Genomic DNA, 24,847 nt, shown 5'->3' on the forward strand with positions numbered 1-24,847 from the left:
ATGGTGAGGCTGCGGTTCACGCCGAAGCGGAGGATCTGATGGAGCGGACCACGTGCTGCGTGGTGGGTGGCGGCCCCGCCGGAATGGTCCTCGCCCTGCTGCTGGCCCGGTCCGGCGTGGAGGTCACCGTCCTGGAGAGGCACGGCGACTTCCTGCGCGACTTCCGCGGTGACACCGTGCATCCCTCGACCCTGGCCCTGCTGGACGAGTTGGGGCTCGCCGAGCGGTTCGCCCGGCTGCCGCAACGGCGGGTGAGGACCGTTCAGTTGCCGATCGGCCCGGACGGTTCACTGGTCACCGTCGGAGACATCGGCGCGCTGAGGGGCACGTACAACTACATCGCCATGGTGCCGCAGTGGGACCTGCTCGACCTCCTGGCGGACGAGGCCCGGCGGGAGCCGTCGTTCTCCCTGCGGATGAACACGGAGGCGACGTCCTTCCTGGTGGAGCGCGGAAGGGTCACGGGGGTGCGGTACCGCACGTCCGACGGCCGTACCGGTGAGCTGCGGGCCGCCCTCACCGTCGCCTGCGACGGCCGGGGCTCGCTGGCCAGGGCACTGCCCGAACTGCGGCTGCGGCAGTTCCCCTGCCCCATGGACGCCTGGTGGTTCCGGCTGCCGCGGCGGCAGGAGGATCCGCAGGGGCTCGTGGGAGGCGTCGGCGACCGGCTCCTCACGGCCATGATCGACCGTGGGGACTACTGGCAGTGCGCCGTGCTGATCCCCAAGGGATCCGATGGCCGACGCCGTGCGGCCGGCCTGGAGCGGTTCACGGCCGACTTCACGGCCGCCGTCCCCTGGCTCGCCGACCGTGTGCACACCCTGCGGTCATGGGACCAGGTGAAGCTGCTCGACGTACGCCTGGACCGCCTGAGGCGCTGGCACCGCCCGGGTCTGCTGTGCATCGGCGACGCGGCGCACGCGATGTCACCGGTCTTCGGCATCGGCATCAACCTGGCCGTGGAGGACGCCGTGGCGGCCGCGCGGCACCTCGTCGAGCCGCTGCGCGCGGGCACGCTCGGCCTGCGTGACGTACGCGCCGTGCAGCGCCGCCGTCGGCCCACCGCGGCCGCGACCCAGGCGCTGCAGCGGACCGCCCATGCCCGGGTCATCGAACCGCTGCTGGCGGGCCGCCCGCCCTTCGGGAACCCCGGGCGGGCACAGCGTATGGCCGGCCTGCTCACCACCTCGCGGTGGCTGAGTCGGGTGCCGGCGTACTTCCTCGCCTACGGCGCCGTGCGCGAGCGACCGCCTGCTGCGGCGGTTCGCTGAGGGTCGGTTCGTTCTCCGTCGAAGCTCTTCTCCGCCCTCTTCTGACTCCAGCCCAGCGGCGATGAAACCGCCGCCCTTCAGACCAAGCGGCCCACCGTGATTGAGGCCCACTGCGCTGCTCCTATAGCTTCGCGGCCCGGCCGGCGACGCATCCGGCATCGTTCAGAGGACCGATCAGACCTGCCGAATCATGCGGGCCGGGCCTCCCGGCCCGGGTGAGCACGGACAGTGATGACGTCGGTCACAGTCCGCTGTCCGCCCGAACCGGGCACTGCAGGCGGTCCACACGGGCAACGCTGGATGGGACAAAACGAACGGCGCCGCTGTGACCTGCGGGTTCACGTAATCCCATCAGGCATCATCGGGCGATTTCAGGCCCACTGTGGGCCACTTTGCGCCAAAAGTTGGTTGGTATAAATGTGCGGCAAGACCGGGCACGCCGTGCCCGGACCGGGTACGGAAGGCGAGGTGAGTGCGATGAACGCCGAAGAGCGTCAGAGCCGGATTCTCGCGCTCGCTCGTCACCATGGACGAGTCGAGGTCACCACCACGGCCGTCGACCTTGCTGTCGCACCGGAGACCATCCGTCGCGACCTCAGCGTCCTGGAACGCAGGGGCCTGCTCCGCCGCACCTACGGCGGCGCCTATCCCGTCGAGGGCGCGGGCTTCGAGACGGGCCTCCCCGAACGAGAGACCCTGCACGTCAAGGACAAGCGCCGGATCGCCGCGGAGGCGGTCAAGCTCCTCGGTGACGCGGAGACCGTGTTCGTGGACGAGGGCTACACCCCCCAGCTCCTCGCCGCACTGCTCCCCGGCGACCGGCCCCTGACCGTGGTCACCGCATCGCTGTCCACCGCAGCCGCGATCGTGGACTCTCCGCAGGTCACCGTGTTGCTCCTCGGAGGCCGTGTCCGGGCCCGGACCCTGGCCACGGTGGGCTCATGGGCCTGCGCCATGCTCGAGAGATTCGTGATCGACCTGGCCTTCCTCGGGTCGAACGGGATCTCCCGGGAGCTCGGCCTGACCACTCCCGATCCGGTGGTCGCCGACGTCAAGGCCAAGGCGCTGGCCGTGTCGCGCCGACGTGTGTTCATGGGGCACCACAGCAAGTTCGGCGCGAGCAGCTTCTGCCGCTTCGCCGGCGTGGGCGACTTCGAAGCCATCGTCACCGACATGGGACTGTCCAGCGCCGAGGCGCACCGCTACTCACTGATGGGCCCCCGCGTCCACCGGGTCTGACCGCTCAGCCCGCCCCCTACCGCCAGGGACGACTCCGCCGGAGCCGCGCCGACGGCACCTCCCTGCCTGCACAGTCGAACACCACCGTCTGCCCGATCCCACATCCCCCCTCGCCCTCCGCTGCACACACCCGACATTTCATGAAAGGGACGATCATGATTTCGAGACCGACTGTTCTGCGGCGCGCTGTACCGCTCGGCGCGCTGGCCATGTGCGGCGCACTGCTCACGGCCTGTGCGGGCGCGGGTGGCGCCGGAGGCGGCTCCGGCTCCCACTCCATCAACGTGCTGATGGTGAACAACCCGCAGATGGCGGACCTGCAGAAGCTCACGGCGGCCAACTTCACCAAGGAGACCGGCATCAAGGTCAACTTCACGGTGCTGCCGGAGAACGACGTCCGCGACAAGATCACCCAGGACTTCTCCAGCCAGGCCGGCCAGTACGACGTGGCGACGATCAGCAACTACGAGACGCCGATCTACGCCAAGAACGGCTGGCTCGCCCCGCTGACCTCGTACGCGAAGAAGGACACCGCCTTCGACCAGAGCGACATCCTGCCCGCCATGCAGCAGTCCCTGACGGCGTCCGGCCAGATATACGCCGAGCCGTTCTACGGCGAGTCGTCCTTCCTGATGTACCGCAAGGACGTCTTCAAGGAGAAGGGGCTGACGATGCCGGCCAACCCCACCTGGCAGCAGGTGGCCGCCCTGGCCGCCAAGGCCGACGGCGCCAGGCCCGGGATGAAGGGCATCTGCCTGCGCGGTCTTCCCGGGTGGGGTGAGGTGATGGCTCCGCTGACAACGGTGGTCAACACCATGGGCGGCACCTGGTTCGACAAGGACTGGAAGGCCCAGGTCGACAGCCCCGCCTTCACCAAGGCGACCAAGTTCTACGTCGACCTCGTGCGCGCCCACGGTGAGGCCGGCGCCCCGCAGTCCGGGTTCGCCGAGTGCCTCAACAACATGGAGCAGAGCAAGGTCGCCATGTGGTACGACGCGACCTCCGCGGCCGGGTCGCTCGAAGCCAGTGGGTCGCCGGTGGCCGGCAAGATGGGCTACGCACCCGCACCGGTGGACCAGACCAAGAGCTCGGGCTGGCTCTACACCTGGGCCTGGGGCCTGCAGAAGGCGAGCAAGCACCAGGACGACGCCTGGAAGTTCATCTCGTGGGCGTCCAGCAAGCAGTACGAGGACCTGGTGGGCAAGAAGCTCGGCTGGTCCCGCGTCCCCGCGGGCAAGCGGACCTCCACCTACACCAACCCGCAGTACGTCGCCGCGGCGTCGGCCTTCGCCGATGCCACCGCGAACGCGCTGAAGTCCGCCGACCCGAACAACCCGGGCGTGCAGCCCCGGCCCGCCCCCGGCATCCAGTTCGTCGGCATCCCCGAGTTCACCGACCTGGGCACGCAGGTCTCCCAGCAGATCAGCTCCGCCATCGCGGGCAAGACCAGTGTCGATCAGGCACTGAAGGCCGGCCAGGCGCTCGCCGAGAAGGTCGCCGCCAAGTACGCCGACAAGTGATCGCTCCCCGTTCCACCCGACGTTCCCGCACTCCCGGTCCCGCCCTCGCGGGACCGGGGGACGGGGGCACAGCGGAGACACACCGATGACCCTCACTCACTCGCTCACCAGGCGTGCCCGAGCGCCGCAGACCGCCGGGCAGGCGGCACCACCACGGCGATCCCGCGGGGCATGGGCCCGGCGGGCCCCGCTGCTCCCGGCCCTGATCTTCATGATCGTGGTCACCCAGCTGCCGTTCGTCGGCACCGTGGCGATTTCGTTCATGCGCTGGAACGCCCTCGACCCCGGTAACCGGGCCTTCGCGGGCCTGCAGAACTACAAGGACGCGGTCACCGACCCGCAGCTGCGTTCCTCCCTGCTGACGACCGTGGCGCTGACGGTCACCGTGGTGCTGGTCAGCCTGGTTCTGGGCCTCGGGCTGGCTCTGCTTCTGGACCGCCGGTTCCGCGGCCGCGGCATCGTCCGCACCATGCTGATCACACCGTTCCTCGTCGTGCCCGTGGCCTCCGCGCTGCTGTGGAAGCACGCGCTGTACAACGCCACCTACGGGCTGATCAACGGATCGCTGACCTGGCTGTGGAGCATGTTCGGCAGCGACACCGCGCCGCAGCCCGACTGGCTGTCCTCGCTGCCGCTGATGTCCGTGGAGGCATCGCTGATCTGGCAGTGGACGCCCTTCATGATGCTGATCCTGCTGGCCGGACTGCAGAGCCGCCCCATGGACGCCGTCGAGGCGGCCCGCGTGGACGGAGCGACCACCTGGCAGGTCTTCCGCTACCTCACCTTCCCGCACCTGCGCCGCTATCTGGAGCTGGCCGCACTGCTCGGCAGCATCTACGTGGTGCAGAACTTCGACGCCGTCTTCACGCTCACCGGCGGCGGCCTGGGCACCGCCAACCTGCCCTACACCGTCTACGAGACCTTCTACCAGGCGCACGACTACGGGCAGGCCTCAGCGGAAGGCGTCATCGTCGTCCTCTGCTCCCTCCTCGTAGGCAGCTTCGCGCTTCGTACCGTCTCGTCCCTGCTCCGAGAGGAGACCCGCTGATGGCCGCGACCATCGCCACCCCCGGGAGCCTTGCGTCGCGTCGCCGGAGCGGAGCGCTCGGCCTGCTGGCCTGGCTCTGCGGAGTCGCATTCTTCCTCCCGGTCGCCTGGATGGTGCTCACCTCGCTGCACAGCGAATCCGACGCCGCCACCAACCCACCGAGCCTGGGGGCGCCGCTGACCCTCCAGGGCTACCGGGAGTTCTTCGGCGCGAGCACCGGCGTCTCCCCCTGGCCGCCGCTGATCAACTCCTTCTCGGCGAGCCTCATGTCGACGCTCCTGGTGCTGGTGCTGTCCATCCCGGCCGCCTACGCCCTGTCCATCAAGCCGGTCCGCAAGTGGACGGACGCGATGTTCTTCTTCCTGTCCACCAAGATGCTGCCCGCGGTGGCCGGACTGCTGCCGATCTACCTGATCGCCCAGAACAGCGGCCTGCTCGACAACGTCGCGCTGCTGGTCATCCTCTACACCTCGATGAACCTTCCGATCGCGGTGTGGATGATGCGTTCGTTCCTCGCCGAGGTCCCCGTCGAGATCCTGGAGGCCGCCTCCATCGACGGCGCCGGACTGCCCACCGTCCTCGCCCGGATCGTCGCTCCGGTCGTCGCCCCCGGCATCGCCGCCACCTCGCTGATCTGCTTCATCTTCAGCTGGAACGAACTGCTCTTCGCACGTGTGCTCACCGGCGTCGTGGCCGGCACCGCTCCCGTGTTCCTCACCGGCTTCGTCACCAGCCAGGGCCTCTTCCTGGCCAAGGTGTGCGCCGCCGCCGTCTGCATCTCCCTGCCGGTTCTCATCGCCGGATTCGCCGCCCAGGACAAGCTTGTCCAGGGCCTGTCCCTTGGAGCAGTCAAGTGAAAGCCGCCGTCATCAGCTCGCCCGGCCAGGTCGGCGTCGAGACCGTCGACGACCCCACGCCGGGCCCCGGGCAGGTGGTGATCGAGGTCTCGGCCTGCGGCCTGTGCGGCACCGATCTCCACATCCTCCAGGGCGAGTTCGCCCCCACCCTGCCCATCATTCCCGGGCACGAGTTCGCCGGCGAGGTCGTCGCGCTGGGCTCCGGGGTACGCGACCTCAAGGTCGGCGACCGGGTGGCCGTCGACCCCTCGTTGCACTGCCACGAGTGCCACTACTGCCGTATCGGGCGCGGCAACCTGTGCGAACGCTTCAACGCCATCGGTGTCACCGTCCCCGGCGGCGCGGCACAGTACACGGTCGCCCCGGCCGCCAACTGCGTCAGGCTCCCCGAGCACGTCCGCACCGAGGACGCCGCCCTCATCGAGCCGCTGTCCTGCGCGGTACGCGGATACGACATCCTGCGCTCCACACTCGCCAGCAACGTGCTGATCTACGGCTCGGGCACGATGGGCCTGATGATGCTGGAACTCGCCAAGCGCACCGGCGCGGCCACCGTCGACATGGTCGACCTCAACGAGGACCGGCTCGCCACCGCCCGCACGCTCGGCTGCAGCAACGCGGTGACCACCGCCGACGCCCTCGTGCGCCCCCGCGGCTGGGACGTGGTCATCGACGCCACCGGCAACGCCCACGCCATCCAGGACGCCCTGGGCCGGGTCGGCAAGGGGGGTACGTACCTCCAGTTCGGCGTCGCCGACTACGCGACCCGAGCCACCATCGACCCCTACCGCATCTACAACGAGGAGATCACCATCACCGGATCGATGGCCGTCCTGCACAGCTACGAGCGCGCCGCCGAACTGTTCGCCGGTGGAGTCCTCGATCCGGAGATCTTCATCAGCGACCGGCTGCCGCTGACGGACTACGCCGAGGCCCTGCGGCAGTTCCAGGCCGGGAAGGGCCGCAAGATCCAGGTGCTGCCGTGACCGGGAGTACCGGACCCCGCCCCGGTCGAGCCCGCACCGAGCCGACGTCCGGGGCCCTGGCCGGCGGGGACACGGCAGCCCCCGGACTCCCGGCGCTCGTCATCGGCGAAGCCCTGGTGGACATCATCGCCGGTCCCGACGGCCCGTGCCGCAGCCACCCCGGTGGCAGCCCCGCCAACGTCGCGCTGGGGCTGGGCAGGCTCGGCCACCCGGTACGGCTCGCCACCCGCGTGGGACACGACCACTTCGGCAGCCTGGTCCGACAGCACCTGGAGTCCGGCGGTGTCGGCCTGGTACCGGGATCCGTGGTCGAGGCCGCCACCTCCACGGCGACCGCCGTACTCGATGCTGCGGGCGCCGCGAACTACACCTTCGACATCACCTGGGCGCTGTCGGCGGCCGTCGAGGAAGCGCTGCGCGAGGGGCCGCCGGCGCACGTCCACACCGGATCCATCGCCACCGCCCTGAGTCCGGGAGCCGACCAGGTCTTCGGCATCCTGCACGCCCTGCGGGCCTCGGCCACCGTCTCCTACGACCCCAACCTGAGGCCCGCGCTGCTCCGCCCCGCGGCGCAGGAGCGTGAACGGGTGGAACAACTCGTCGTCCTCAGCGACGTGGTGAAGGCGAGCGAAGAGGACCTGGTCTGGCTCCACCCGGGCGAGAACCCCGACAGGACGGCGGCCCGCTGGGCACGGAACGGCCCGGCGCTGGTCGTCCTCACCCTGGGAGCGAACGGCGCCCGGGCCTGGTGGCGACACGGCTGCCAGGACATCGCGCCGGTGCCCGTCCAGGTCATGGACACCGTGGGGGCGGGCGACGCGTTCATGGCCGGCCTGACCAGCCGACTGCTGCACGCCGGGCTGCTGGGCGGCGGCCCCGGAGCCGAGGCGGCGACCGCACGCGCGGCACTGCACGCGGCGACGGACACCGACCGACTGCCCGCGGTGCTCGGCGACGCGCTGGCGGTCGCCGCCCGAACGGCCGCTCTCACGTGCGCCCGTGAGGGAGCGGACCCGCCCACAGCGGCAGAACTGATGGTGTGAGCCGACGATGGCCGTCCGTCCCGCTCCGGCGTGGCCGGAGCGGGACGGACGAGCTGTGCAATCGTGCATCTGCTGCTCGGCGCGGAACTGGTTGCCGGTGGACAACGAGTAGCCGTTGCCGCTGCCATTGCCGGAGGCGGACCTGGCCGGCCGCGGTGAACGGCTGACGATCCTGCCCCCCTCGGCGGCCGATCGTCGTCGCGGAGATGCCGGCGTCCGCCTCTTCGACGGGCCCGTGGCGCGGTACGGGAGGCGCGGCACACGGTGCCGAACACCGTGAAGGCGGCGGCGCGCCCCGTATGACGGAGGCCCGGTCGCTCCACAGGAACGACCGGGCCGGACTCAGCGCCGGGTCAGGACAGCTTCCATTCCCCGGTCTGATTCGCGAATCCCGAGTCCATAGTGAACTGGACCGTCGCCACCTTCGAGCCCTTGGGGACCTCGAACACGATCCAACCCAGCGCCTTCGCGCCCGGCTTGAGCTTCACATCGGCGGACATGGACGGCCCGGCGGTGATGTCGGCCAACGTCGACTCGAACTGCTGCCCCTGCCCGTCGGCGACCTGGGCGCCGTTGGACGGGCTGTCGCTGTAGGCGGCGCTACCGGTGTTGACGAGCCGGAACTGCACGCCGACGTACCGCTTCCCGGGATCGGGGGTCATGAAGTCGTCGCTGGACTTGGCGGGGTCGACCATCTTGACGACGGTCACGTCGAGTTGGCTGCCGTCCTGCGTCCCCTTCACCGTGATGGTGTCGCCGACCTGCGCCACGTCAGGCTTCTTCGCGGCCGGCTTCTCCGTGGCCTTCTGCTGACTGCCGCCCGCGCCTGCGGTGGCGGAGGTCTTCGCCTGCGGCTTGTCCGTGACGGTGCTGCCGCCGCCGCTGCCGGCGACCGCGGCGATGATGCCGATGACGACGGCTACGGCGACCAAGCCGAGACAGCCGAAGCCGATCACCTTGCCTGCGCTGGACTTCTTCGGCGGCTGCGGCTGGAACGGCGGCGGCGTGCCGTAGCCAGGCTGCTGCGGGCCACCCCAGCCGGGCTGCTGCTGCGGGTACTGCTGCTGACTCATGGTCCCCCCATGGCTCGTGTTGTACGTGTGATGGACACGCAAAGGATCAGTATGGTTGCACGATTCACGTAAAAAAGTGGAGGGGTGGAAGCAACCTGCGTCGCCGAACTTGCGTCCGCCCTCACGCAGTACGTCCGCTCCCGCACTCCATCCGGCGTCACCCGGCGAGCACGACCGCCAGTTCCTCCGGTGAAAGAGCCGCGTCCACGCAGCTGCGCCCGCCGGACAGCCACCTCCCGCGCGTAGGCGCACCCGCTGCGGCGGGCCACGGCGAAACCGCGTCAGGGATACCTCAGGGGCGAACGGCGACTCTGGGACACACGCACATCCGGGCGACTACGGGGCGGCTACGGGCAGCTCTCACCGAACTTCACCGCGGCGAACTCCACCGGCTGCCCCCTCAACGCCGCGTCAGCGGCGGGGTTCTGGCTGCACACCTGCCAGTTCGACTCGACGAGCACCATCCGGTCCTGCCCGGACGCGTCCTTCACCGTGATCGACGTGCTCGAGTCGAGCGCATCCCGGGCGGCCTTCACGCTCTTGCCGCGGAAGTCCGGCATCTTCCCGCCCGCGGCCGACGGCGGCGCCTGGTCGTGGGCGGGGCAGGTTTCGGCGAGCTTTACCGCGCCGAAGTCCAGCTCCGTGCTGGTGGCCGCTGCGCTGCCCGCCTTCACGTTCTGGGAGCAGACCTTCCAGTCGCGGTCGAGGATCTGGTGCCGGCCTCGACCGAGGGAGTCGTGCGACTTGAGCGCGTAGAACCCGGTGGACTGGGCCGTGTCCTGGGCGGACTGGAGGCCCATGCCGACGAAATTGGGCACGGCCTTCCGGGCGGCGGTCGTGCCGACGCCGCTGCTGCCGGCGGCTGCAGCGGTGGCGGCTGTAGCGGTGGCGGCTGTAGCGGTGGCGGCCGCAGCGGTGGCGGCGCTGCCGCCACCGCTGGTCGTCTTGGTGGGCTGGCAGGCGGTGCCGACGCCGAGGACGGCGATGATGACGGCGGTGGAGGCGAGTGCTCTGCGGCTCATGGTCCCCTCTGGGTTCATTGGTGTTACATGTGCAGGACATGTGAAGGAACCGTATGGTTGCACGGACCATGGAAAAAAGTTGAGAGCCGGAGCAACTCGAACGCCCATTCCAACGTCCGCACCGGGATCGCAGAGTTCGAGGCGTCCCACAAGCGCCGAGGGAGCATTGCGGCCGACGGCAGCGAGCCGAAGCCGTGCCTACGACGGCAGTGACCACCGCTGGTTCGGTGTGCCTGCGCAGCCCCAGATCTGCAGACGCGTGCCGTTGGCAGAGCTGTTGCCGATCGCGTCGAGGCACTTGCCGGACTGCGGGTTGACCAGCTCGCCGTCGGCCTGGTGCTGCCACCGCTGGGCGCCCGTGCCGTTGCAGTCCCACAACTGGGTCTTTGCGCCGTCGGCGGTCGACCCGCCGGACACATCAAGGCATTTCCCAAGGGCTCGGACGGTCCCGTCACCGGAAAGGGTCCAGTGCTGGGCACCTGTGCCGTTGCAGTCGTACAGCTGCACCGCGGTGCCGTCGGCGGTGTTCGCACCCGCCACGTCGACGCATTTGCCGTCGATGCCGCGGATGGGGCCGGAGGTGCCGGAGGAGGAGACGATCTGCTCGGTCACCACGATGTGGCCGGGATCGGGCGAGAGTGCCGCGAGACGGCTGAACGCGCCGTCGGTGAGGTCGAGGCACACCGGCGAGGTGAAGGTGCCCCGATCGTTTATGCGAACGGTGACGGATGCGCCGTTGGCCACATTGGTCACCTTGACCAGGGTTCCGAACGGCAGCTGCGGATTGCGGCTGAGGGACGTCGCGGCGGTCAGCGCGTTGCGGTCGAAGACCTCGCCGCTGGAGGTGAAGGAGCCGGGCGGTATCTCGGAGCCGTAGTGCGTGGCCCAGCAGGTGGCGTCCGCAGACGTTGCCTTGTGGGCGTCGGCGGGTGCCGCCGCAGCGGCCGGCGACGTGGGTGCTGCAACGAAGCCGGCGAAGGCCGCCGCAGCGGCGAACGCACCGGCAAGCAGGCGGCGTGAAAGCAGGGATCGGGTGTTCACAGGATCCTTCCGAGCATGTGGGAGATGTCGGTGAGCGGGGGCGCTGCTTCACTCTGAGGGGTGCGCGTTGGCGCAGCACGGCGCGCGTCGCCGTTTCACCGTGCAGGGTTGACCGGTCCACGACCTGCCGGCTTGGTCGGGTGCCGATACCGGTGGTCTTCCGATCGCCGGATCAGACGGCGGTCGGCACCGCATGTGCCGGCGTCAGCGACAAAGCCGGTGAACAGGGTCCACTGCTGGAGTGTGCGACCGCCCGACCCGACCGGTCGGCCTTGGGTGAGCCCGGGCGACGGCAGAGGGGCCGCCGCCGGGCGGGGCGGCACCTCTGCCCCCGTGTGTCACATGGTCTGCGCCGGAATCAGGGGTAGTTGACCAGGTACGCCACGTTGTTCCCGGCAGTGACCTGGTTGCCGGTGTTGTCGATGATGTGATTGATGGTGCCGGCGCCACCCAGAACCGTGGTGACCATGCTGTGGAACTTCACCGTGGGCGTGGTGGGCACCTCGATGGCATGGCCCAGTACCACGGAGGGGTTGTCGCGGAGGTAGGCGTAGACCCCCACGCCCCAGGCCTCGTGGGAGGTGACCGAGTTGGCGACCTTGTACGAGGCGTAGCCGAGATCGCCTCCGCTGGTGGTCCAGCTGGACTGATCGGGGACGTCGTAGGGGGTCTCGCTCTGGTAGAAGTACGTGCGGCCGCCGTTGCCGTTCCAGGTGGTCTGGTACTTCTGGTAGTGCTCCACGGCCAGGCCGTACACGGTGACGTTGTTGCCGTTGACGATCAGTCCGTTGACGGCCGGGTTGGTCGTCCAGCCGACGCCGTTGGTGTGGTCCGCCCGCCACAGCCACAGGTCGTCGCCGATGACGTCGTTGCTGTTGATCACCAGTGTCCGGGTGGCCTTGCCGGCGATGTCGCCGCCGATGCGGAAGAACACGTCGTGCAGCACGATGGGGTCGGCGGTGTGAGCGGCGGTCGAGCCTGCCGGCCCGACCTGCATCAGCGTGTTGGAGTTGGTGGTGTTCGCGCTGATCAGCAGCCCGGCGATGTCGATGCCGTCGACATCGGCGGTCGTGATCGCGGTGACGCCGTTGTCCGGCACGAGGGTGGCCAGGCCCAGCCCCAGCACCACCGTGTCGGGCCGGGTGATGTTCAGCGGGGCGGACAGGTGGTAGACGCCCGGAGTGACGATCAGGTTCTTGCCCGCGGCGAGCGCGTTGTTGATCGTCGTCGCGGTGTCACCCGGCTTGACGATGTAGAACTGGCTGATCGGCAGCGAGGTGCCCGGGGCCGTCCCGTTGACCCAGTCCGGGCCCTGCACATTCGTGCGCACCGACGGGACGAACACCTGCCAGTTGCCCGAGCCGTCGACGTAGATGAACGGCTTCTCGCGCATCACCGGGCTCTGGGCGACGGTGGTGTACTGCGGATTGGGGAAGCTGGTCGCAGGGGCGCCCGTGTCGCCGACGAAGACCATGTTCCAGTTGTGCCCGGTCCAGCCGCCGTCCATGGCGGTGTCCTGGGTCAGGAACTGTTGCTGGGTCCCGGAGTTGATCTGGCCCGAGATGCGGGAGTTGCCGATGTAGCCGCCGCTGGACCAGTTGGTGGTCGTGCCATGGGTGTCGTCCCACAGCTTCATGCTGCCGTGGACGTCCATCCGCCGGAACGGGTCGGCCTGCGAGACGGCCCACATGGTGCTTCCCGAACTCGGGCTCACCGACATGTTCTCGACGTCGCGCCAGAAGTTCTGGGTGGCGTTGCCGTCGCTGGTGTGACCCTCGACGTGCACGCCGCCGCCCGTGATCGACACCTGGTCCGGTGACAGGCCGAGACCGGAGACCTGGGTGTAGTAGCCGACGGGTATGTCGACGTTGTAGGTGCCGGGGGTGAACAGCAGCGCGTTGCGCTGGGTGCCGAACTCGTTGGTCCGCTGGGTGCTGTAGACCGAGTTGATCTCCGACTGGATGGTGGACATCGGCATCGACGGATCGAACACCGTGACGTTGGGGCCGAAGTCCGGTGTGTTGGGCGGCGGGGTGACACCGCCGGAGAGCGTGAAGGACTGGGCGGCGGTGCCATTGCAGGTGTACTGCTGCAACTGGACGCCGTCGGCGGTGGACGCCGACGGCACGTCGAGGCACTTGCCGCTGTTGCGGTTGACGAAGTGGTACGTCCCGGAGGCCTCCGCGACCGGCAGCCACTGCTGGTTGGCGCCGCCCCCGTAGAGCCACAGCTGGGTCGGCGCGCCGTCGGCCGTGGATACGCCGGTCTCGTCCCAGACCTGATCGGGCGCGGAGGCCGCGCCGATCCGGTAGTAGCCGCTGTCGGTCGCGGTGAACTGCCAGGACTGGGCGCCTGTGCCGTTGCAGGTGTACTGCTGCACGGCGGTGCCGTTGCCGGTGGCAGCGGCACGCGCGTCAACGCACTTGCCGCTGCCTGCGTTGACGACGGTGGTCGCAGTGGTGGGGATGGTCGCGGCGCCGGCACTCGGTGCGGAGGCCAGCGCGATACCGGCGGCGGCCGGCAGCAGGACGGCGGTCGTGAAGGCGGCAGTGCGTCTGCGGTACCGGGGGGCGCGGACGAGCACGGCGAGAACGTCGGTCACACGTATCTCCTGGGTCGCGTTGGGGGGCGCGATGTTGATCGGACGTTAGGCGGCGCCCGACCGGCCGTCAATACAAACGAAAAGTTAAGTCGTGAATTATGCGACGGGAAGGGGGCGCGGGAGGAGATAAGTCTCAACTGTCCTTATTGCCATCGCAGTTACTGGGCGGCTTCTGGGCTGCTGTCGATCCGGACACGTCCCGTTCGACGTCATGATGTGCGGCGCTCCGCCACACCATGCCGGGACGAGGGAACACATGGATCAACTGCTGAGAGTCATGAACTTCAACGTCTCGAGTGACGGAATCGGTGCCGGTGAGCACCAGAGTCTCGAGCGGCCGTTCGGCCACGACCATCCCGAGACGTTGTTCGCCTGGGCCGGAGCCACGGCGAGCTGGCCCATGCGCACGGATCCTGGGGGGAACCGGGGCCTCGACGACTACTTCACGCGAGACTTCGCTCGCAACATCGGTGCCGAGATCATGGGCCGCAACAAGTTCGGGCCTCAGCGCGGGCCCTGGCAGGACCATGAGTGGCGCGGCTGGTGGGGGGAGGAGCCTCCGTTCCGCACGCCGGTGTTCGTCATGACCCACCACAAGCGTCCGTCGTTCACGCTCTCCGACACCACGTTCCACTTCGTCGACGGCGACCCGGCCACGGTCCTCGAACGGGCGCGGGAAGCGGCACAGGGCAAGGACGTCCGACTCGGCGGCGGGGTCACCACCATCCGGCAGTTCCTCGATGCTGACCTCGTCGACACCATGCATGTGGCCGTCTCGCCGGTGAAGCTCGGGTCCGGACTACCACTGTGGGAGTCCCCCGATGAACTGCTCGACCGGTTCCATCTGGAGGTCGTGCTCAGCCCGAGCGGCGTGATGCACCACCTGTTCTGGCGTAGGTGACGCGAGGGCCCGCTCGGGTTCAGGCTGCGACTGCGAGGGGGCGTCCGCCCCGGCGGACGCCCTTCTCGCCGCGGATGCGTCATCGAGCGCCCGGTCACGCAGGGGCGCAGCGGAATGCCGAGCACGTGGCCGAGCCGGCCGAGGACTTCGAGGGCCTGGACGGAGCGGTCGTGACCGTACTGGCCACCGTCGGCGACGCGCTGACGGAGTTCGCGGCCGGCGGTAGCGGCGGAACATCGAAGAGGCGGCGTTCGACAACGTATGGCATCGGTTCGCGCTCGCTGCCGCCGACTCCCGGATCGCTCCCGCTCATACGTCAGGGGCCCTCCGAAGAGAGCCTCTGACCTGCGGAAGCATCCGACTTCACCGTCGGGACGACAGGATTTGAACCTGCGACCCCTTGACCCCCAGTCAAGTGCGCTACCAAGCTGCGCCACGTCCCGTCGCGCTTCCGCTCGTTCCGCGGGAGTGCGCAGGTAAACCCTACCGCACTGGCCTGAGGGGCCCTCATCCGGCAGTCGGCGCCGGCTGCCGGCCGCCGCCCGTGGCGCCCTACTCCGGCGGTGTCGGCGTGTCGTGGGTGCGGTACATCGCCTGGACGTCCAGCTCCAGCTGCACCGTGGGGCCGACCACCGCGATGCCCCGGGCCAGCATCGAGCGCCAGTTCAGGGTGAAGTCCTCACGGTGCAGCTCCGCCTTGGCCAGGGCCGCGCAGCGCAGTTCCTCGCCGTACCCGCCGTTCACCATGCCCAGGTACGTCGTGTCCAGCGCGACCGAGCGGCTCACGCCGTGCATGGTGAGGGAACCCTGCAGCGTCCACTTGCTGCCGCCCCGGTACGCGAAGCGCGTGCTGGTGAAGTCGATGTACGGGAAGCGCTCGACGTCCAGGAAGTCGCCGGACCGCAGATGGTTGTCGCGGGTGGTGTTGCCGGTGTTGATGCTGGAGGCGTCGATCCGGACGTGGACGCGTGACTGCGTCATGTCCTGGGCGATCTGGATACCGCCGTCGAAGCGTTCGAAGCGGCCGTGGACGTTGGCCATGCCGACGTGCTTGGCGATGAAGCGGATCGCCGTGTGCGGCGGGTCGAAGAGCCAGGCGCCCGGCATCGGCAGCTGCTGGGCCTCGGCCGGCTGCAGCCAGATCCGCTCGGTGCGCGCCGCCGTCCCCGCCACGATCTCGACGGTCTCGCGGTGCGGCCTGAGGCCCTCCGCAGCGACCAGCAGGCTGTAGTGGCCCGGCGGCAGCGCGGCGAGGAAGAAGCCGTACGGGTCGGTCGTGCCACGGGCCGCGACGCGGTGCGTGTCCAGAGCGGTGACGGTGACGTCCGCGGACCCCATCGGCGAGCCCATCGGGTCGACGATCTCCCGTGCGACGGCACCCGCGCCGGGCGGGAGGGGGAGCGAGAGGCCCGCCGCCTCGGCCGAGGCGCCCCAGGGGCGCCGACGCCGGAGCAGTGAGAGGGCCATGATGTTCACCTTTCTTCACGGTGGCGCAGCCGTGCGAGCGGCGGCTCGGGCCACGCCGAAGCGGCCGCGCCTGCATGCGGTCCCCCCCCTTCTCGATCTTGGGTCGGATCGCGTCGCCGCGGGTGTCTCATTACGAGACAGTTCAGACGACAGGGTGCATGCGCCGTCGTGCAGCCCCTGTGCCGCAACCCCCTATGCCGCGGCGGTCTCCGGCGGCCGTCCTTCGTACGCCGCCCTCAGCACGCCCCGCACCCCCTCCGCCGTCACCGGGCGCGGGTTGGCGTACGGCTGGGCCGCCACCTGGGCGGCGGCCGCCGTCACGTCGGGCTCCGCGAGGCCGAGTTCGGCGAGGGAGCGCGGCGCGCCGAGGCGTCCGCCCAGTTCCCACAGGGCGCGCGCCACGTCCTCGGCGCCGAGCGCCCGCCGCAGCGCGGTCACCGCCTCGGGGGCCGCGGGAGCGTTGTGGGCGAGGACGTGCGGCAGCACCACCGTGTGCGTCTCCGCGTGCGGCAGCCCGAAGGTGCCGCCCAGCACGTGGCACAGCTTGTGGTGCAGCCCCATCGTGGTCGAGCCGAGACAGGCCCCGCACAGCCACGCCCCGTACAGTGCGCGGCTGCGCGCCTCGAGGTCGCCCGGGTCGGCGGCGAGCAGCGGCAGCGCCTCGGCCATCGCCCGGGTGCCGTCCTCCGCCATCAGCTGGACCAGCGGGGAGGTGTCGGGGGCGTACAGCGCCTCGACGGCGTGGGCGAGCGCGTTGATGCCGCTGGTCACGGTGAGCGGTACGGGCAGGGAGAGGGTCAGTTCCGGGTCGTAGACGACGCTGCGGGGCTGGACCTGCGGGTCGCGGCCGGTGCGCTTGGCCCCGTGTTCGGTCAACCCCCACACGGGGGTCATCTCGGAGCCGGAATAGGTCGACGGAACGGCGATCAGCGGCAGCCCGGTGCGCAGCGCGATCGCCTTGCCGAGGCCGATCGCGGAGCCGCCGCCGACCGCCACGCACCCGTCGGCCCCGGCCGCCCGCGCCGCCTCGACGCCCCGGTCGGCGATCTCGGCCGGTACGTGCATACGGGCCTCGGCGTGCAGTCCCGCGCAGGCGTCGCCGAGGGCGGCGGCGACCGACCGTGCGGTGGGCTCGCCGCGGCTGCCGGAGATCACGAGCAGCCGCCGCAGGCCCAGGCGCGCCGCCTCGTCCGGGGTCGCGGTGACGGCGGCGCCGGGCCGGAAGACGACCCGCACGGGCCGCGTCTCGTAGGTGAAGTCGGTGGTGAAGGTCATGTCGCACGCTCCAGGACGAGGTCGAAGCGGGCCTGCCGGAACGGGTTGGGTACCCCGAACTCCCCTGCCTGGAACGGGTCGTCGGTGAGCGTGAAGTCCTGCACCAGGCTCTTCTTGACCGCGAACACGGCGTCGGAGTCCAGGTAGTCGCTGCCGGCCACGAAGATGTGCGTGGTGACGGGGGTGTGTCCGTCGGCGGTGGCGATGAAGTGGATGTGTGCGGGGCGGTACGGGTGCCGGCCGCTGGCCCGTAGCAGTGCGCCGACCGGGCCGTCGGTGGGGATGGGATACGGGGCCGGTACGCAGGTGCGGAACCAGAAGCGGCCCTCGGTGTCGGCGGTGAACAGCCCGCGTCCGTTGCCCGCGGGCCGGAGGTCCGGCTGCTGCACGTCGTAGTGGCCGTCGGCGTCGGCCTGCCACACGTCGAGGACGGCGCCCGGCAGGGGTGTGCCGTCCTCGGAGAGCACCCGGCCGCTGACCACGCACGGCTCGCCGCTGCCCACCAGGTCGATGTCGTCGCCGAGTTCACGCACCGGGGACTCGGTCATGTGGAAGGGGCCGAGGACGGTCGACTCGGTGGCGCCCGGTGCGCGGTGGCCGTTCAGGGTCTCGACGAGCATGGAGACGCCGAGGACGTCCGACAGCAGGACGAACTCCTGACGGGTGTCCGTGCAGGCCTGCCCGGTCGCCGTCAGGAAGCCGACGGCCTGCTCCCACTCCTCCTGGGTGAGTCGCGTCTCGCGCACGAAGGCGTGCAGGTGGCGGATCAGGCCCGTGAGCAGCTCACGGAGCCGGGGGTCGGCGGTCGCGCCGATACTGGCGACGGCCTCCTCGGTGACCGTGTCCTGTACGGCGGTGCTGTCGATCGTCATGCCGTGCTCCTCGTCGTCCACGACCTGTCTGTCGCTCCCTCCATGCTCCCGCGTTCAGGCGTGTCCGAGGATGCGCCGCAACGCCTCGGACAGCATTTCCCCGGCATCCGGGGCGGCGGACGCGTGCCGGAACGCGACGAAGCCGTCGGGCCGCACCAGCAGGGCGCCCGCGTCGGAGATCTCGCGCAGCCGCGCCCAGTCTCCGTAGGGGTCCTCGTACTCCTGGCCCGGACCGATCACCACGGTCGCGATCCCGGTCTCCTGGGCCTTCGCCGCCCGCACCCAGCACTCGCCGCCGATGCCGGTGAGCAGGGTGAAGCGGCCCTTGCCGACCGTGTCGAGGGTGGACAGGGTGCGGGTTCCGGAGGTGATCCAGGCGTGCGGGAGCCGGGCGCCGGGGCGGGAGGAGGGCTGGTGGTACAGCTCGGGGTCGCGGGTGAAGCCCGGGTCGGGGGTGCCGTCCGGGACGATCGCGTCGGAGACGTAGCGCTGGTTGAGGTCGACGCCGTGCGCGTTGAACTCGTACACCTTGAAGGCGATCGCCTCGCGCAGCTTCGCGCGCTGCTTCTCGGCGGCCTCGGTGGCTTCCCTGCGTGCGGCGATGTTGGCCCACAGCTGCTCGGGGGTCTGCGGGGACAGCCCGTCGAGCGCCTCGAAGACGGGCGCGGTCTCGCCGATGGACCGGTTGGCGCGGGTGACGATCTGCTTGCCGACGGGGGCGCGCTCGGCGGTGTAGGACTGAAGCAGCTCGGGGCTCGCCGTGCCGTCCAGGACCAGCTTGAGCTTCCAGGCCAGGTTGTAGGAGTCCTGGATGGAGGTGTTGGAGCCGAGGCCGTTGGACGGCGGGTGGCGGTGCACGGCGTCCCCGGCGCAGAAGACACGCCCGCTCGAGTAGGTCTGCGCGTACATCTCGTTGACGGTCCACGCGGAGGACGACTTGACGGTCACCGGTATCTCGTCGTCGCCGACCAGCCTGCGGATCACGGACTCGGCGTACTCGGTGGTCAGGTCGGGGGCGCCCGCCTCGACGTCGTAGCCCCAGACGATGAGCCACTCGGTCCAGGGCCGCACGCAGCGCACCAGTCCGGCGCCGATGCCGCCGACCGTCGCTCCGGGTGCGAGGACCCAGTAGAGGGTCGAGGGGCGGTGGGCCGTGTACTTCGTCAGGTCGGCGTCGAAGACGATGTTGATGCTGCCGGCGACGCCCATCTGACCGCCCATCGGCAGGCCCGCGTCCTCGGCGACCCTCGAGCGGCCGCCGTCCGCGCCGATCAGGTACTTGGCGCGGATCTCATAGGTGTCCCCGCGCTGCCGGTCGCGGACGGTGACCGTGACGCCGTCGGCGTCCTGGGTGTGGGAGAGGTACTCGGTCTGGAAGCGCAGCTGCGTGCCGCGGGCGACGGCCGCGTTCACGAGGACCGGCTCCATGAGGTGCTGCGGCATGTCGCACATACGGGTGGGGCTGGCGAGTTCGTGCGCGGCCTGCACCAGCGGGTCGTTGCCCCAGGAGCGCACCCGACCCAGTTCCTCCCCGGCGAGGCTGGTGCAGAAGGTGGTGTTGCCCATGAGGTGCTGCGGGGTGGCCTGCCGGACGACGTCCTGTTCGACGCCGAGGTCGCGCAGCACCTCCATCGTGCGCTGGTTGGTGATGTGCGCGCGGGGCGTGTCGGCGAGGCTCGCGTAGCGGGTCACGACGAGGTTGGGCACGCCGTAGGTGCTCAGGGCGAGCGCGGCCGAGGCACCGGCCGGGCCGCTGCCTACGATCAGAACGTCGGTCTCGACGACGGTGGACACGGGGCGCTCCTGATGGGGGGGCGGACAGCGAGCGTTCATGATCTTGGGTCCGCGCGAGGGCGTGCGGGTGTCTCATTACGAGACATTGCGCCGTCCGCGTGGCACCGGGGGCGGTTGTTGCATCTTCAACCGACCCGCTACGGTGGGGACGTTGTGACCACCACAGAGGAATCCCCCGCACGCTCCGCGCTCGACCCGCTGCGTCTGGCACGCGAGCGGTTCCTGTCGGGGCGTCCGCTGCCCGACGGCGTGCCGGAGGAGGTTGTCGCCGCCTGGCGGCGCGCGAGGTTCTTCGGGGTGCCGCACGACTTGAAGGAGCCGCCCGCCGATCCGGTACGTCCGGTGGAGTCCGCGCTGCTGGAGGCGGCCCGGCCCGTGCTCGGACGGATCGCCCCGGCGCTCGGCCGAGGACGGTCGGTCCTCGTCCTCACCGACGAGCGGCTGCGGGTGCTGTGGACGGCCGGGAGCGTGGCCGGGCTCGGTCCCTGGCCGGATCTGTCGGAACGGGCGGTCGGCCACAACAGCGCGGCGCTCGCCCTGCGCACTCGGCGGCGGGCCGAGGTGCACGGGCCGGAGCACTTCCTCGACCGGTGGCAGGACGTGTCGGCGGTCAGCGTCCCGGTGTCGGCGCCATGGACCGGGCAGACGCTCGGCTCGGTGACCGTGGCGTCACAGCTGCGCGCCGGGTGCCGGCCGCATCCGGGCGCTGCGCTGGCGGAGGCGGCCGCCGCGGCGGTGGAGGCCGAACTGCTCGCCCGGGCACGGCCCCCCGAGCGGGTCCTGCTGGACGCCTATCTGCGGGCGGCACGCGGGCCGGAGGCCGCGGTGGCCGCGCTGGACGGCCTCAGCCGCCTGGTCAGCGCGGCGGCGGAGCGCATGCTGGCGCCGGAGTCCCTTCAGGCCCTGGAGCGTACAGCGGTGGCGGCACGGCACCAGGCGCACGTGCCCGCCGAGGCCGTCCTGCCCGAGGGCGCGGGGTGCACCGCGCGGATCACTCCGGTATGCCGGGACGGCGCGGTCATCGGCATCGTGGCCGTACTGGAGCCGCTGGCCGATACCCCACCGCCGGTGCCGCGCCCGGCCGTCGCCCTGGTCGGCTGCTCGGTCCCCTGGCGCCATGCCGCCGGGCGCGCCGTCGAGCTGGCCCGCTCCCGGGAGCCGCTGTTGCTGACCGGTGAGCGCGGCACGGGGAAGACCGCGCTCGCGCGGGAGCTGCTGGGCGAGCGTGCCGCACGGGTGGTCGACGCGGCGGAGAACGGGGAACTCGACCGCGCGCTCGCCGAGCTGGTCGAGGGCCGCCCTCTCCTGCTCCGCCACGCCGAACGGCTCGCCCAGTCCGGTGTGGCCGCCCTCAACACCCTGCTCGACGCGCATCCCGAGGCACCGCTGCTGGTCACCTACACGCCCGGTGCGCCGCCCGGCCCGTGTCTCCAGCGGCTCCTCGACACGCTGGCCGCCCGTTCGGTCACCCTGCCCGCACTGCGCGAGCGCCCCGAGGACATAAGGGAGTTGCTGCCGGCGCTGGCCCCGCGGCCCGCACCCGGCCGGCCGCCGTTGACCTGGGCACTGGACGCCCTGCGCGCCCTGGAGCGGTATCCGTGGCCCGGGAACGTGACCGAACTCGCGCATCTCGTGAGGGCGCTGGCGGAGCAACGCCGGGCGTCCGGGCCGGTGCGCCGGGCCGAGCTGCCGGATCCCGTGCGCGACGGACCCGCGGTCCGCCCGCTCAGCCCGATGGAGCACGCCGAGCGCACCACGATCCTGGAGGCACTGCGCCGCCACGGCGGCAACAAGGCGCGTACGGCGGCGGCGCTCGGCATCGGCCGCGCGACGCTCTACCGCAAGCTGCGCGGTTACCGGGGCTGACCGCAACGTCGTTGCAACGTGTCCGGTGCTGGGATCGTGGCGTGACCATGGACATGATTCCGCGCGTGGAGCTGACCCCTGCGGCCGCCGAGCTGGTGCGGCGGCTGCGGGAGGTCCACGGGCCGCTGATGTTCCACCAGTCCGGCGGCTGCTGCGACGGCAGCGCGCCCATGTGCTACCCGGAGGGCGAGTTCCGCACCGGCGGCTCGGACGTGCTGCTCGCGGAACTGGAGGTCGACGGGGTCGGCGAACCGGTCGGTTTCTGGATGTCCAGGAGCCAGTACGAGGCGTGGAGCCACACCCGGTTGATCGTCGACGTGGTGCCGGGCCGTGGCAGCGGCTTCTCCCTGGAAGCACCCGAAGGAGTGCGTTTTCTCATCCGTTCCCGCGTCGTCGACGCCTGAGCACCGCGCGGGACACCGCCGTCTGGTGCACTTCCCCCGAGTCCTGCGCAAGTTGACGAGACATCAGGGGGAGCTGTGACGCGTCGCGACAGACGGTTCAGAGCCGTACTGACGGCTTTGCTCGCATGGAGCGCACTGGCCGGTGCCGCCCTCGCGGGGGCCGCACCGGCCAGTGCCGCGCCGGGCGCGCGGAGGATCGCGCCGGGTGTCCAGTACAGCGAGTTCGACATCTCCGCGGCCCACGGGGTGACGCGCGCGCACCTCGTCACCGTGGACCTGCGCGATCCGCGGGTACGGGTCGACCTGCTGCATCCGCGTGCCGTGGCCGCCCGCGCCACCGTCTCGCAACTCGTCGGCGCACAGCGTGCGGTGGCGGGCATCAACGGCGACTTCTTCAACATCACCGAGACCCAGCATCCGTGGGTCCCCGCGACCGGCTCGGCCGTGGGCCCGGCGGTCGCGGGCGGGCACACGCTCAAGGCCGCCGTGCCGCGCGGTCAGCGCTTCGGACCGGCCCTGCCGCCCGGCACGAGCACCGAGGACGTGCTCGGCGTGGGCACGGACCGTACGGCGCGCCTCGACCGGCTGACCCTGGACGGCTCCGTGACCGCACCGGGCGAGCGACTGCCGCTGCGCGGGCTCAACCAGTACGCGCTGCCCGAGGGGTCGATCGGGGCGTACACCTCGGACTGGGGCAGTGTCTCGCGGCTGCGCGCCATCTGCGGGACCGACACCGACCGGGGCGGGCCGTGCAGCGCGGACTCGTACGAGGTGACCATCCGGGGCGGCCGGGTCGCCGCCACGGCCGATCATCCGGGCAGCGGCCCCATCGCGGCAGGCAGCACGGTCCTGGTGGGCCGTGAAGCGGGGGCGCAGCAGCTGCGCAAACTCTTCAAGGGCGAGAAGGTCCAGGTGCGGCACCGGCTGGTGGCGGCCGAGTCCGGGGTTCCGTACCGCTTCGCCGTCGGCGGCTTCCCGGTACTGCGGCACGGCACGCCGCTGGCCGGCCTCGACGGCAGGACATCCGCCGTGCGCACCGCGGTGGGCATCGAGGACGGCGGCCGCCGTCTGCTGCTGCTCGCCCTGGACGGCTCGGCCGCCTATCGCAGCGGCCTGACCGTCTCGGAAGTCGCCCGGACGTTGCGGATGCTGGGTGCCACGGACGGCTTCAATCTCGACGGCGGCGGCTCCACGACCCTGGTCACCCGGTCGTCGGACACGGGCGCGGTGAGCGTGCGCAACCACCCCAGCGGAGGAGCCGAACGCCCCGTCCCGGACGGGATCGGGGTGTTCAGTTCGTGAGCCTCATGGGCGCAGGCTGCTGACGATCTGCGCGGTCGCCGCGAGCCCCTGGTGGATGGTCGGGGCCATGCTCGTACTGGCCAGGAAGAAGCCGAGCAGGATGCAGACCAGTGCGTGCGAGATCTTCATGGCGTTGTTGCGCACGAAGATCACCGCAATGATCAGGAGCAGCAGCACCACTGAGATGGAAACGGCCATCATCGTCCTCCTCCGCCACGCCCACTTCGCGGCTTTCGGCCGCAAGTGTGGCGTAGCGGAGGGTTCATCCGGGCGGCTGACGTGTCCGCCGAACGTGTGGTTCTAGGACCGTTCGTGGGCGTCGAGGAACGCTTCGAGGCCCGCGAGGTCGTCCGTGTTGACGAAGTCGACCCCGGCGGCCAGCAGTTCGCTCCACAGGGCGTCCCGGGCCGGGCCCGCCGCGTCGGGGGTGGCCCAGAAGCGCACCTTCTGCCGGTGCGCGTGCGCCCGGGAGAGGATGTCGCGCAGCTGCTGCCGCTCGGCGTCGGGGAAGGGCCCCTCCCCCTGCCAGCTGAAGTTGAGGGTCCAGTTGTCGCTGATCAGTGGGACGAAGGTGGCGGGCGCAGAGCTGCCGAGGTCGCCGAGGCGGCCGTCGTAGAAGGCGTGACGCACGGTCTGCGCCTCCATCGGGACACGGGCGGCACGGTCGCCGGAGATGACCGCGGTGACCGGCCCGGGGTGCACGCGGCCGTGCGCGTACGTCGTGAACAGGTGCCGGTGGCGCCTGAGACGGCGGTCCAGTTCCAGGTAGGTCGAGGAGCCCTCGGTCTTGATGTCTATGAGGAGTTGCAGGGGGCTCGGCCCACCGCGGTAGACCGCACCGTCGTTCGCCTTGACGAGGGCGGCGAGCGGGTCGAGGTAGAGGGATTCCAGGGTGCGCCGGGGGTCCAGTTCGACGGGGTCGTGAGCGACGAGGAGCTGGTCGCCGACGAGGTAGATGTCGGCTTCCACGCTGCCGAAGCGGTGGTCGAGGGCGTCGAAGAGGGGTCGCGGGTGCTCGTAGTCGTTGTGGGCGTGGGCCCGCCACAGCGGGCGCGGGCCGCGCTTGCCCTCGCCCGCCCAGGCGTGCGCGGTGGGCAGGGCGAGCGAGCCGGCGAGTGCGGCTCCCAGGGTGGTGAGGGCTCTGCGACGGGTCGTGCCTGCCATGCTCTGCCTCCCTTGATGTGCCGTACGGGACTTCAAAGGAGTATGGGTGCCCCTGCGGCTTGGGAAGCAGGGGCCGGCGGGGAGTTGGCCGGACCGCCGT

Annotated in this window: 21 protein-coding genes and 1 tRNA gene; 11 read left to right on the forward strand and 11 right to left on the reverse strand. The window is 70.7% G+C overall.

The annotated features are described in order from the left end of the window. Positions 1–38 precede the first annotated feature (38 nt). From ACFYZE_RS21850 to ACFYZE_RS21880, 7 genes are all read left to right on the forward strand, one after another. Positions 39–1,271, forward strand: a complete 1,233-nt coding sequence (locus tag ACFYZE_RS21850) for an FAD-dependent oxidoreductase (RefSeq protein WP_388996457.1) — start codon at positions 39–41, stop codon at positions 1,269–1,271. Positions 1,272–1,748: 477 nt separating this feature from the next. After that, positions 1,749–2,510 carry a DeoR/GlpR family DNA-binding transcription regulator gene (locus ACFYZE_RS21855; RefSeq protein ID WP_200422018.1) on the forward strand — a complete coding sequence of 254 codons (762 nt, stop codon included), beginning with the start codon at positions 1,749–1,751 and terminating at the stop codon, positions 2,508–2,510. A 155-nt stretch (positions 2,511–2,665) separates the two neighbouring features. Continuing rightward, positions 2,666–4,030 carry an ABC transporter substrate-binding protein gene (locus tag ACFYZE_RS21860; RefSeq protein ID WP_388996460.1) on the forward strand — a complete coding sequence of 455 codons (1,365 nt, stop codon included), beginning with the start codon at positions 2,666–2,668 and terminating at the stop codon, positions 4,028–4,030. A gap of 85 nt (positions 4,031–4,115) precedes the next feature. Further along, positions 4,116–5,078, forward strand: a complete 963-nt coding sequence (locus ACFYZE_RS21865) for a carbohydrate ABC transporter permease (protein ID WP_388996463.1) — start codon at positions 4,116–4,118, stop codon at positions 5,076–5,078. Next, the gene (locus ACFYZE_RS21870) at positions 5,078–5,935 is read left to right on the forward strand and encodes a carbohydrate ABC transporter permease (protein ID WP_388996467.1); all 858 of its coding nucleotides are present in this window, start codon (positions 5,078–5,080) and stop codon (positions 5,933–5,935) included. Before ACFYZE_RS21865 ends, ACFYZE_RS21870 begins: the two co-directional genes overlap by 1 nt. After that, positions 5,932–6,921 carry a zinc-dependent alcohol dehydrogenase family protein gene (locus ACFYZE_RS21875; RefSeq protein ID WP_388996470.1) on the forward strand — a complete coding sequence of 330 codons (990 nt, stop codon included), beginning with the start codon at positions 5,932–5,934 and terminating at the stop codon, positions 6,919–6,921. The genes ACFYZE_RS21870 and ACFYZE_RS21875 overlap by 4 nt, the downstream gene beginning before the upstream one ends. Beyond that, positions 6,918–7,964: a carbohydrate kinase gene (locus ACFYZE_RS21880; RefSeq protein WP_388996473.1), complete on the forward strand. Its 1,047-nt coding sequence runs from the start codon at positions 6,918–6,920 to the stop codon at positions 7,962–7,964. Before ACFYZE_RS21875 ends, ACFYZE_RS21880 begins: the two co-directional genes overlap by 4 nt. A 353-nt stretch (positions 7,965–8,317) precedes the next feature. On the opposite strand, the gene ACFYZE_RS21885 is transcribed toward ACFYZE_RS21880, so the two are convergent. The 4 genes from ACFYZE_RS21885 to ACFYZE_RS21900 form a co-directional block, all read right to left on the reverse strand. Further along, on the reverse strand, positions 8,318–9,037 hold the full coding sequence (locus ACFYZE_RS21885) for a DUF4352 domain-containing protein (RefSeq protein WP_388996476.1): 720 nt from the start codon (positions 9,035–9,037) through the stop codon (positions 8,318–8,320). Between the two features lie 347 nt (positions 9,038–9,384). Then, complete coding sequence (locus ACFYZE_RS21890) at positions 9,385–10,059, reverse strand: hypothetical protein (protein ID WP_388996478.1); 675 nt, start codon at positions 10,057–10,059, stop codon at positions 9,385–9,387. A 198-nt stretch (positions 10,060–10,257) separates the two neighbouring features. Next, complete coding sequence (locus tag ACFYZE_RS21895; RefSeq protein WP_388996481.1) at positions 10,258–11,100, reverse strand: lectin; 843 nt, start codon at positions 11,098–11,100, stop codon at positions 10,258–10,260. Positions 11,101–11,458: 358 nt separating this feature from the next. Further along, positions 11,459–13,702: an RICIN domain-containing protein gene (locus ACFYZE_RS21900; RefSeq protein WP_388996484.1), complete on the reverse strand. Its 2,244-nt coding sequence runs from the start codon at positions 13,700–13,702 to the stop codon at positions 11,459–11,461. A 256-nt stretch (positions 13,703–13,958) separates the two neighbouring features. Here ACFYZE_RS21900 and ACFYZE_RS21905 point away from each other — a divergent pair, with 256 nt between their 5' ends. Next, a complete protein-coding gene (locus ACFYZE_RS21905) occupies positions 13,959–14,603 on the forward strand; it encodes a dihydrofolate reductase family protein (protein ID WP_388996487.1) in 645 nt (214 codons plus the stop codon). A 369-nt stretch (positions 14,604–14,972) separates the two neighbouring features. Here ACFYZE_RS21905 and ACFYZE_RS21910 read toward each other — a convergent pair. From ACFYZE_RS21910 to ACFYZE_RS21930, 5 genes are all read right to left on the reverse strand, one after another. Continuing rightward, positions 14,973–15,046: transfer RNA gene (locus ACFYZE_RS21910), tRNA-Pro, on the reverse strand. Between the two features lie 109 nt (positions 15,047–15,155). Then, a complete protein-coding gene (locus ACFYZE_RS21915; RefSeq protein WP_388996490.1) occupies positions 15,156–16,070 on the reverse strand; it encodes a YceI family protein in 915 nt (304 codons plus the stop codon). A gap of 192 nt (positions 16,071–16,262) precedes the next feature. Continuing rightward, a complete protein-coding gene (locus tag ACFYZE_RS21920) occupies positions 16,263–17,345 on the reverse strand; it encodes a maleylacetate reductase (protein ID WP_388996492.1) in 1,083 nt (360 codons plus the stop codon). After that, positions 17,342–18,217, reverse strand: coding sequence for an intradiol ring-cleavage dioxygenase (locus ACFYZE_RS21925; protein WP_388996495.1), 876 nt, complete (start codon positions 18,215–18,217; stop codon positions 17,342–17,344). Before ACFYZE_RS21925 ends, ACFYZE_RS21920 begins: the two co-directional genes overlap by 4 nt. A gap of 54 nt (positions 18,218–18,271) precedes the next feature. Next, positions 18,272–20,050 (reverse strand): FAD-dependent oxidoreductase, encoded by a 1,779-nt coding sequence (locus ACFYZE_RS21930; RefSeq protein ID WP_388996498.1) that lies wholly within the window; start codon positions 20,048–20,050, stop codon positions 18,272–18,274. Positions 20,051–20,164: 114 nt separating this feature from the next. On the opposite strand from ACFYZE_RS21930, the gene ACFYZE_RS21935 reads away from it, so the two are divergent. From ACFYZE_RS21935 to ACFYZE_RS21945, 3 genes are all read left to right on the forward strand, one after another. Beyond that, on the forward strand, positions 20,165–21,877 hold the full coding sequence (locus tag ACFYZE_RS21935) for a helix-turn-helix domain-containing protein (protein WP_388996501.1): 1,713 nt from the start codon (positions 20,165–20,167) through the stop codon (positions 21,875–21,877). Positions 21,878–21,924: 47 nt separating this feature from the next. Continuing rightward, positions 21,925–22,281: a DUF779 domain-containing protein gene (locus ACFYZE_RS21940; RefSeq protein WP_103839059.1), complete on the forward strand. Its 357-nt coding sequence runs from the start codon at positions 21,925–21,927 to the stop codon at positions 22,279–22,281. 75 nt (positions 22,282–22,356) lie between these two features. After that, positions 22,357–23,583, forward strand: a complete 1,227-nt coding sequence (locus tag ACFYZE_RS21945) for a phosphodiester glycosidase family protein (protein ID WP_388996504.1) — start codon at positions 22,357–22,359, stop codon at positions 23,581–23,583. A 3-nt stretch (positions 23,584–23,586) separates the two neighbouring features. Here the strand turns inward: ACFYZE_RS21945 and ACFYZE_RS21950 are convergent, their stop codons facing one another. Both ACFYZE_RS21950 and ACFYZE_RS21955 read right to left on the reverse strand, forming a co-directional pair. Continuing rightward, positions 23,587–23,781: a hypothetical protein gene (locus ACFYZE_RS21950; protein WP_388996507.1), complete on the reverse strand. Its 195-nt coding sequence runs from the start codon at positions 23,779–23,781 to the stop codon at positions 23,587–23,589. A gap of 102 nt (positions 23,782–23,883) precedes the next feature. Continuing rightward, positions 23,884–24,747: a phosphatidylinositol-specific phospholipase C/glycerophosphodiester phosphodiesterase family protein gene (locus tag ACFYZE_RS21955; protein ID WP_388996509.1), complete on the reverse strand. Its 864-nt coding sequence runs from the start codon at positions 24,745–24,747 to the stop codon at positions 23,884–23,886. Positions 24,748–24,847: the final 100 nt, after the last annotated feature.

This window comes from Streptomyces sp. NPDC001796 (assembly GCF_042892355.1).
Taxonomy (GTDB): domain Bacteria; phylum Actinomycetota; class Actinomycetes; order Streptomycetales; family Streptomycetaceae; genus Streptomyces.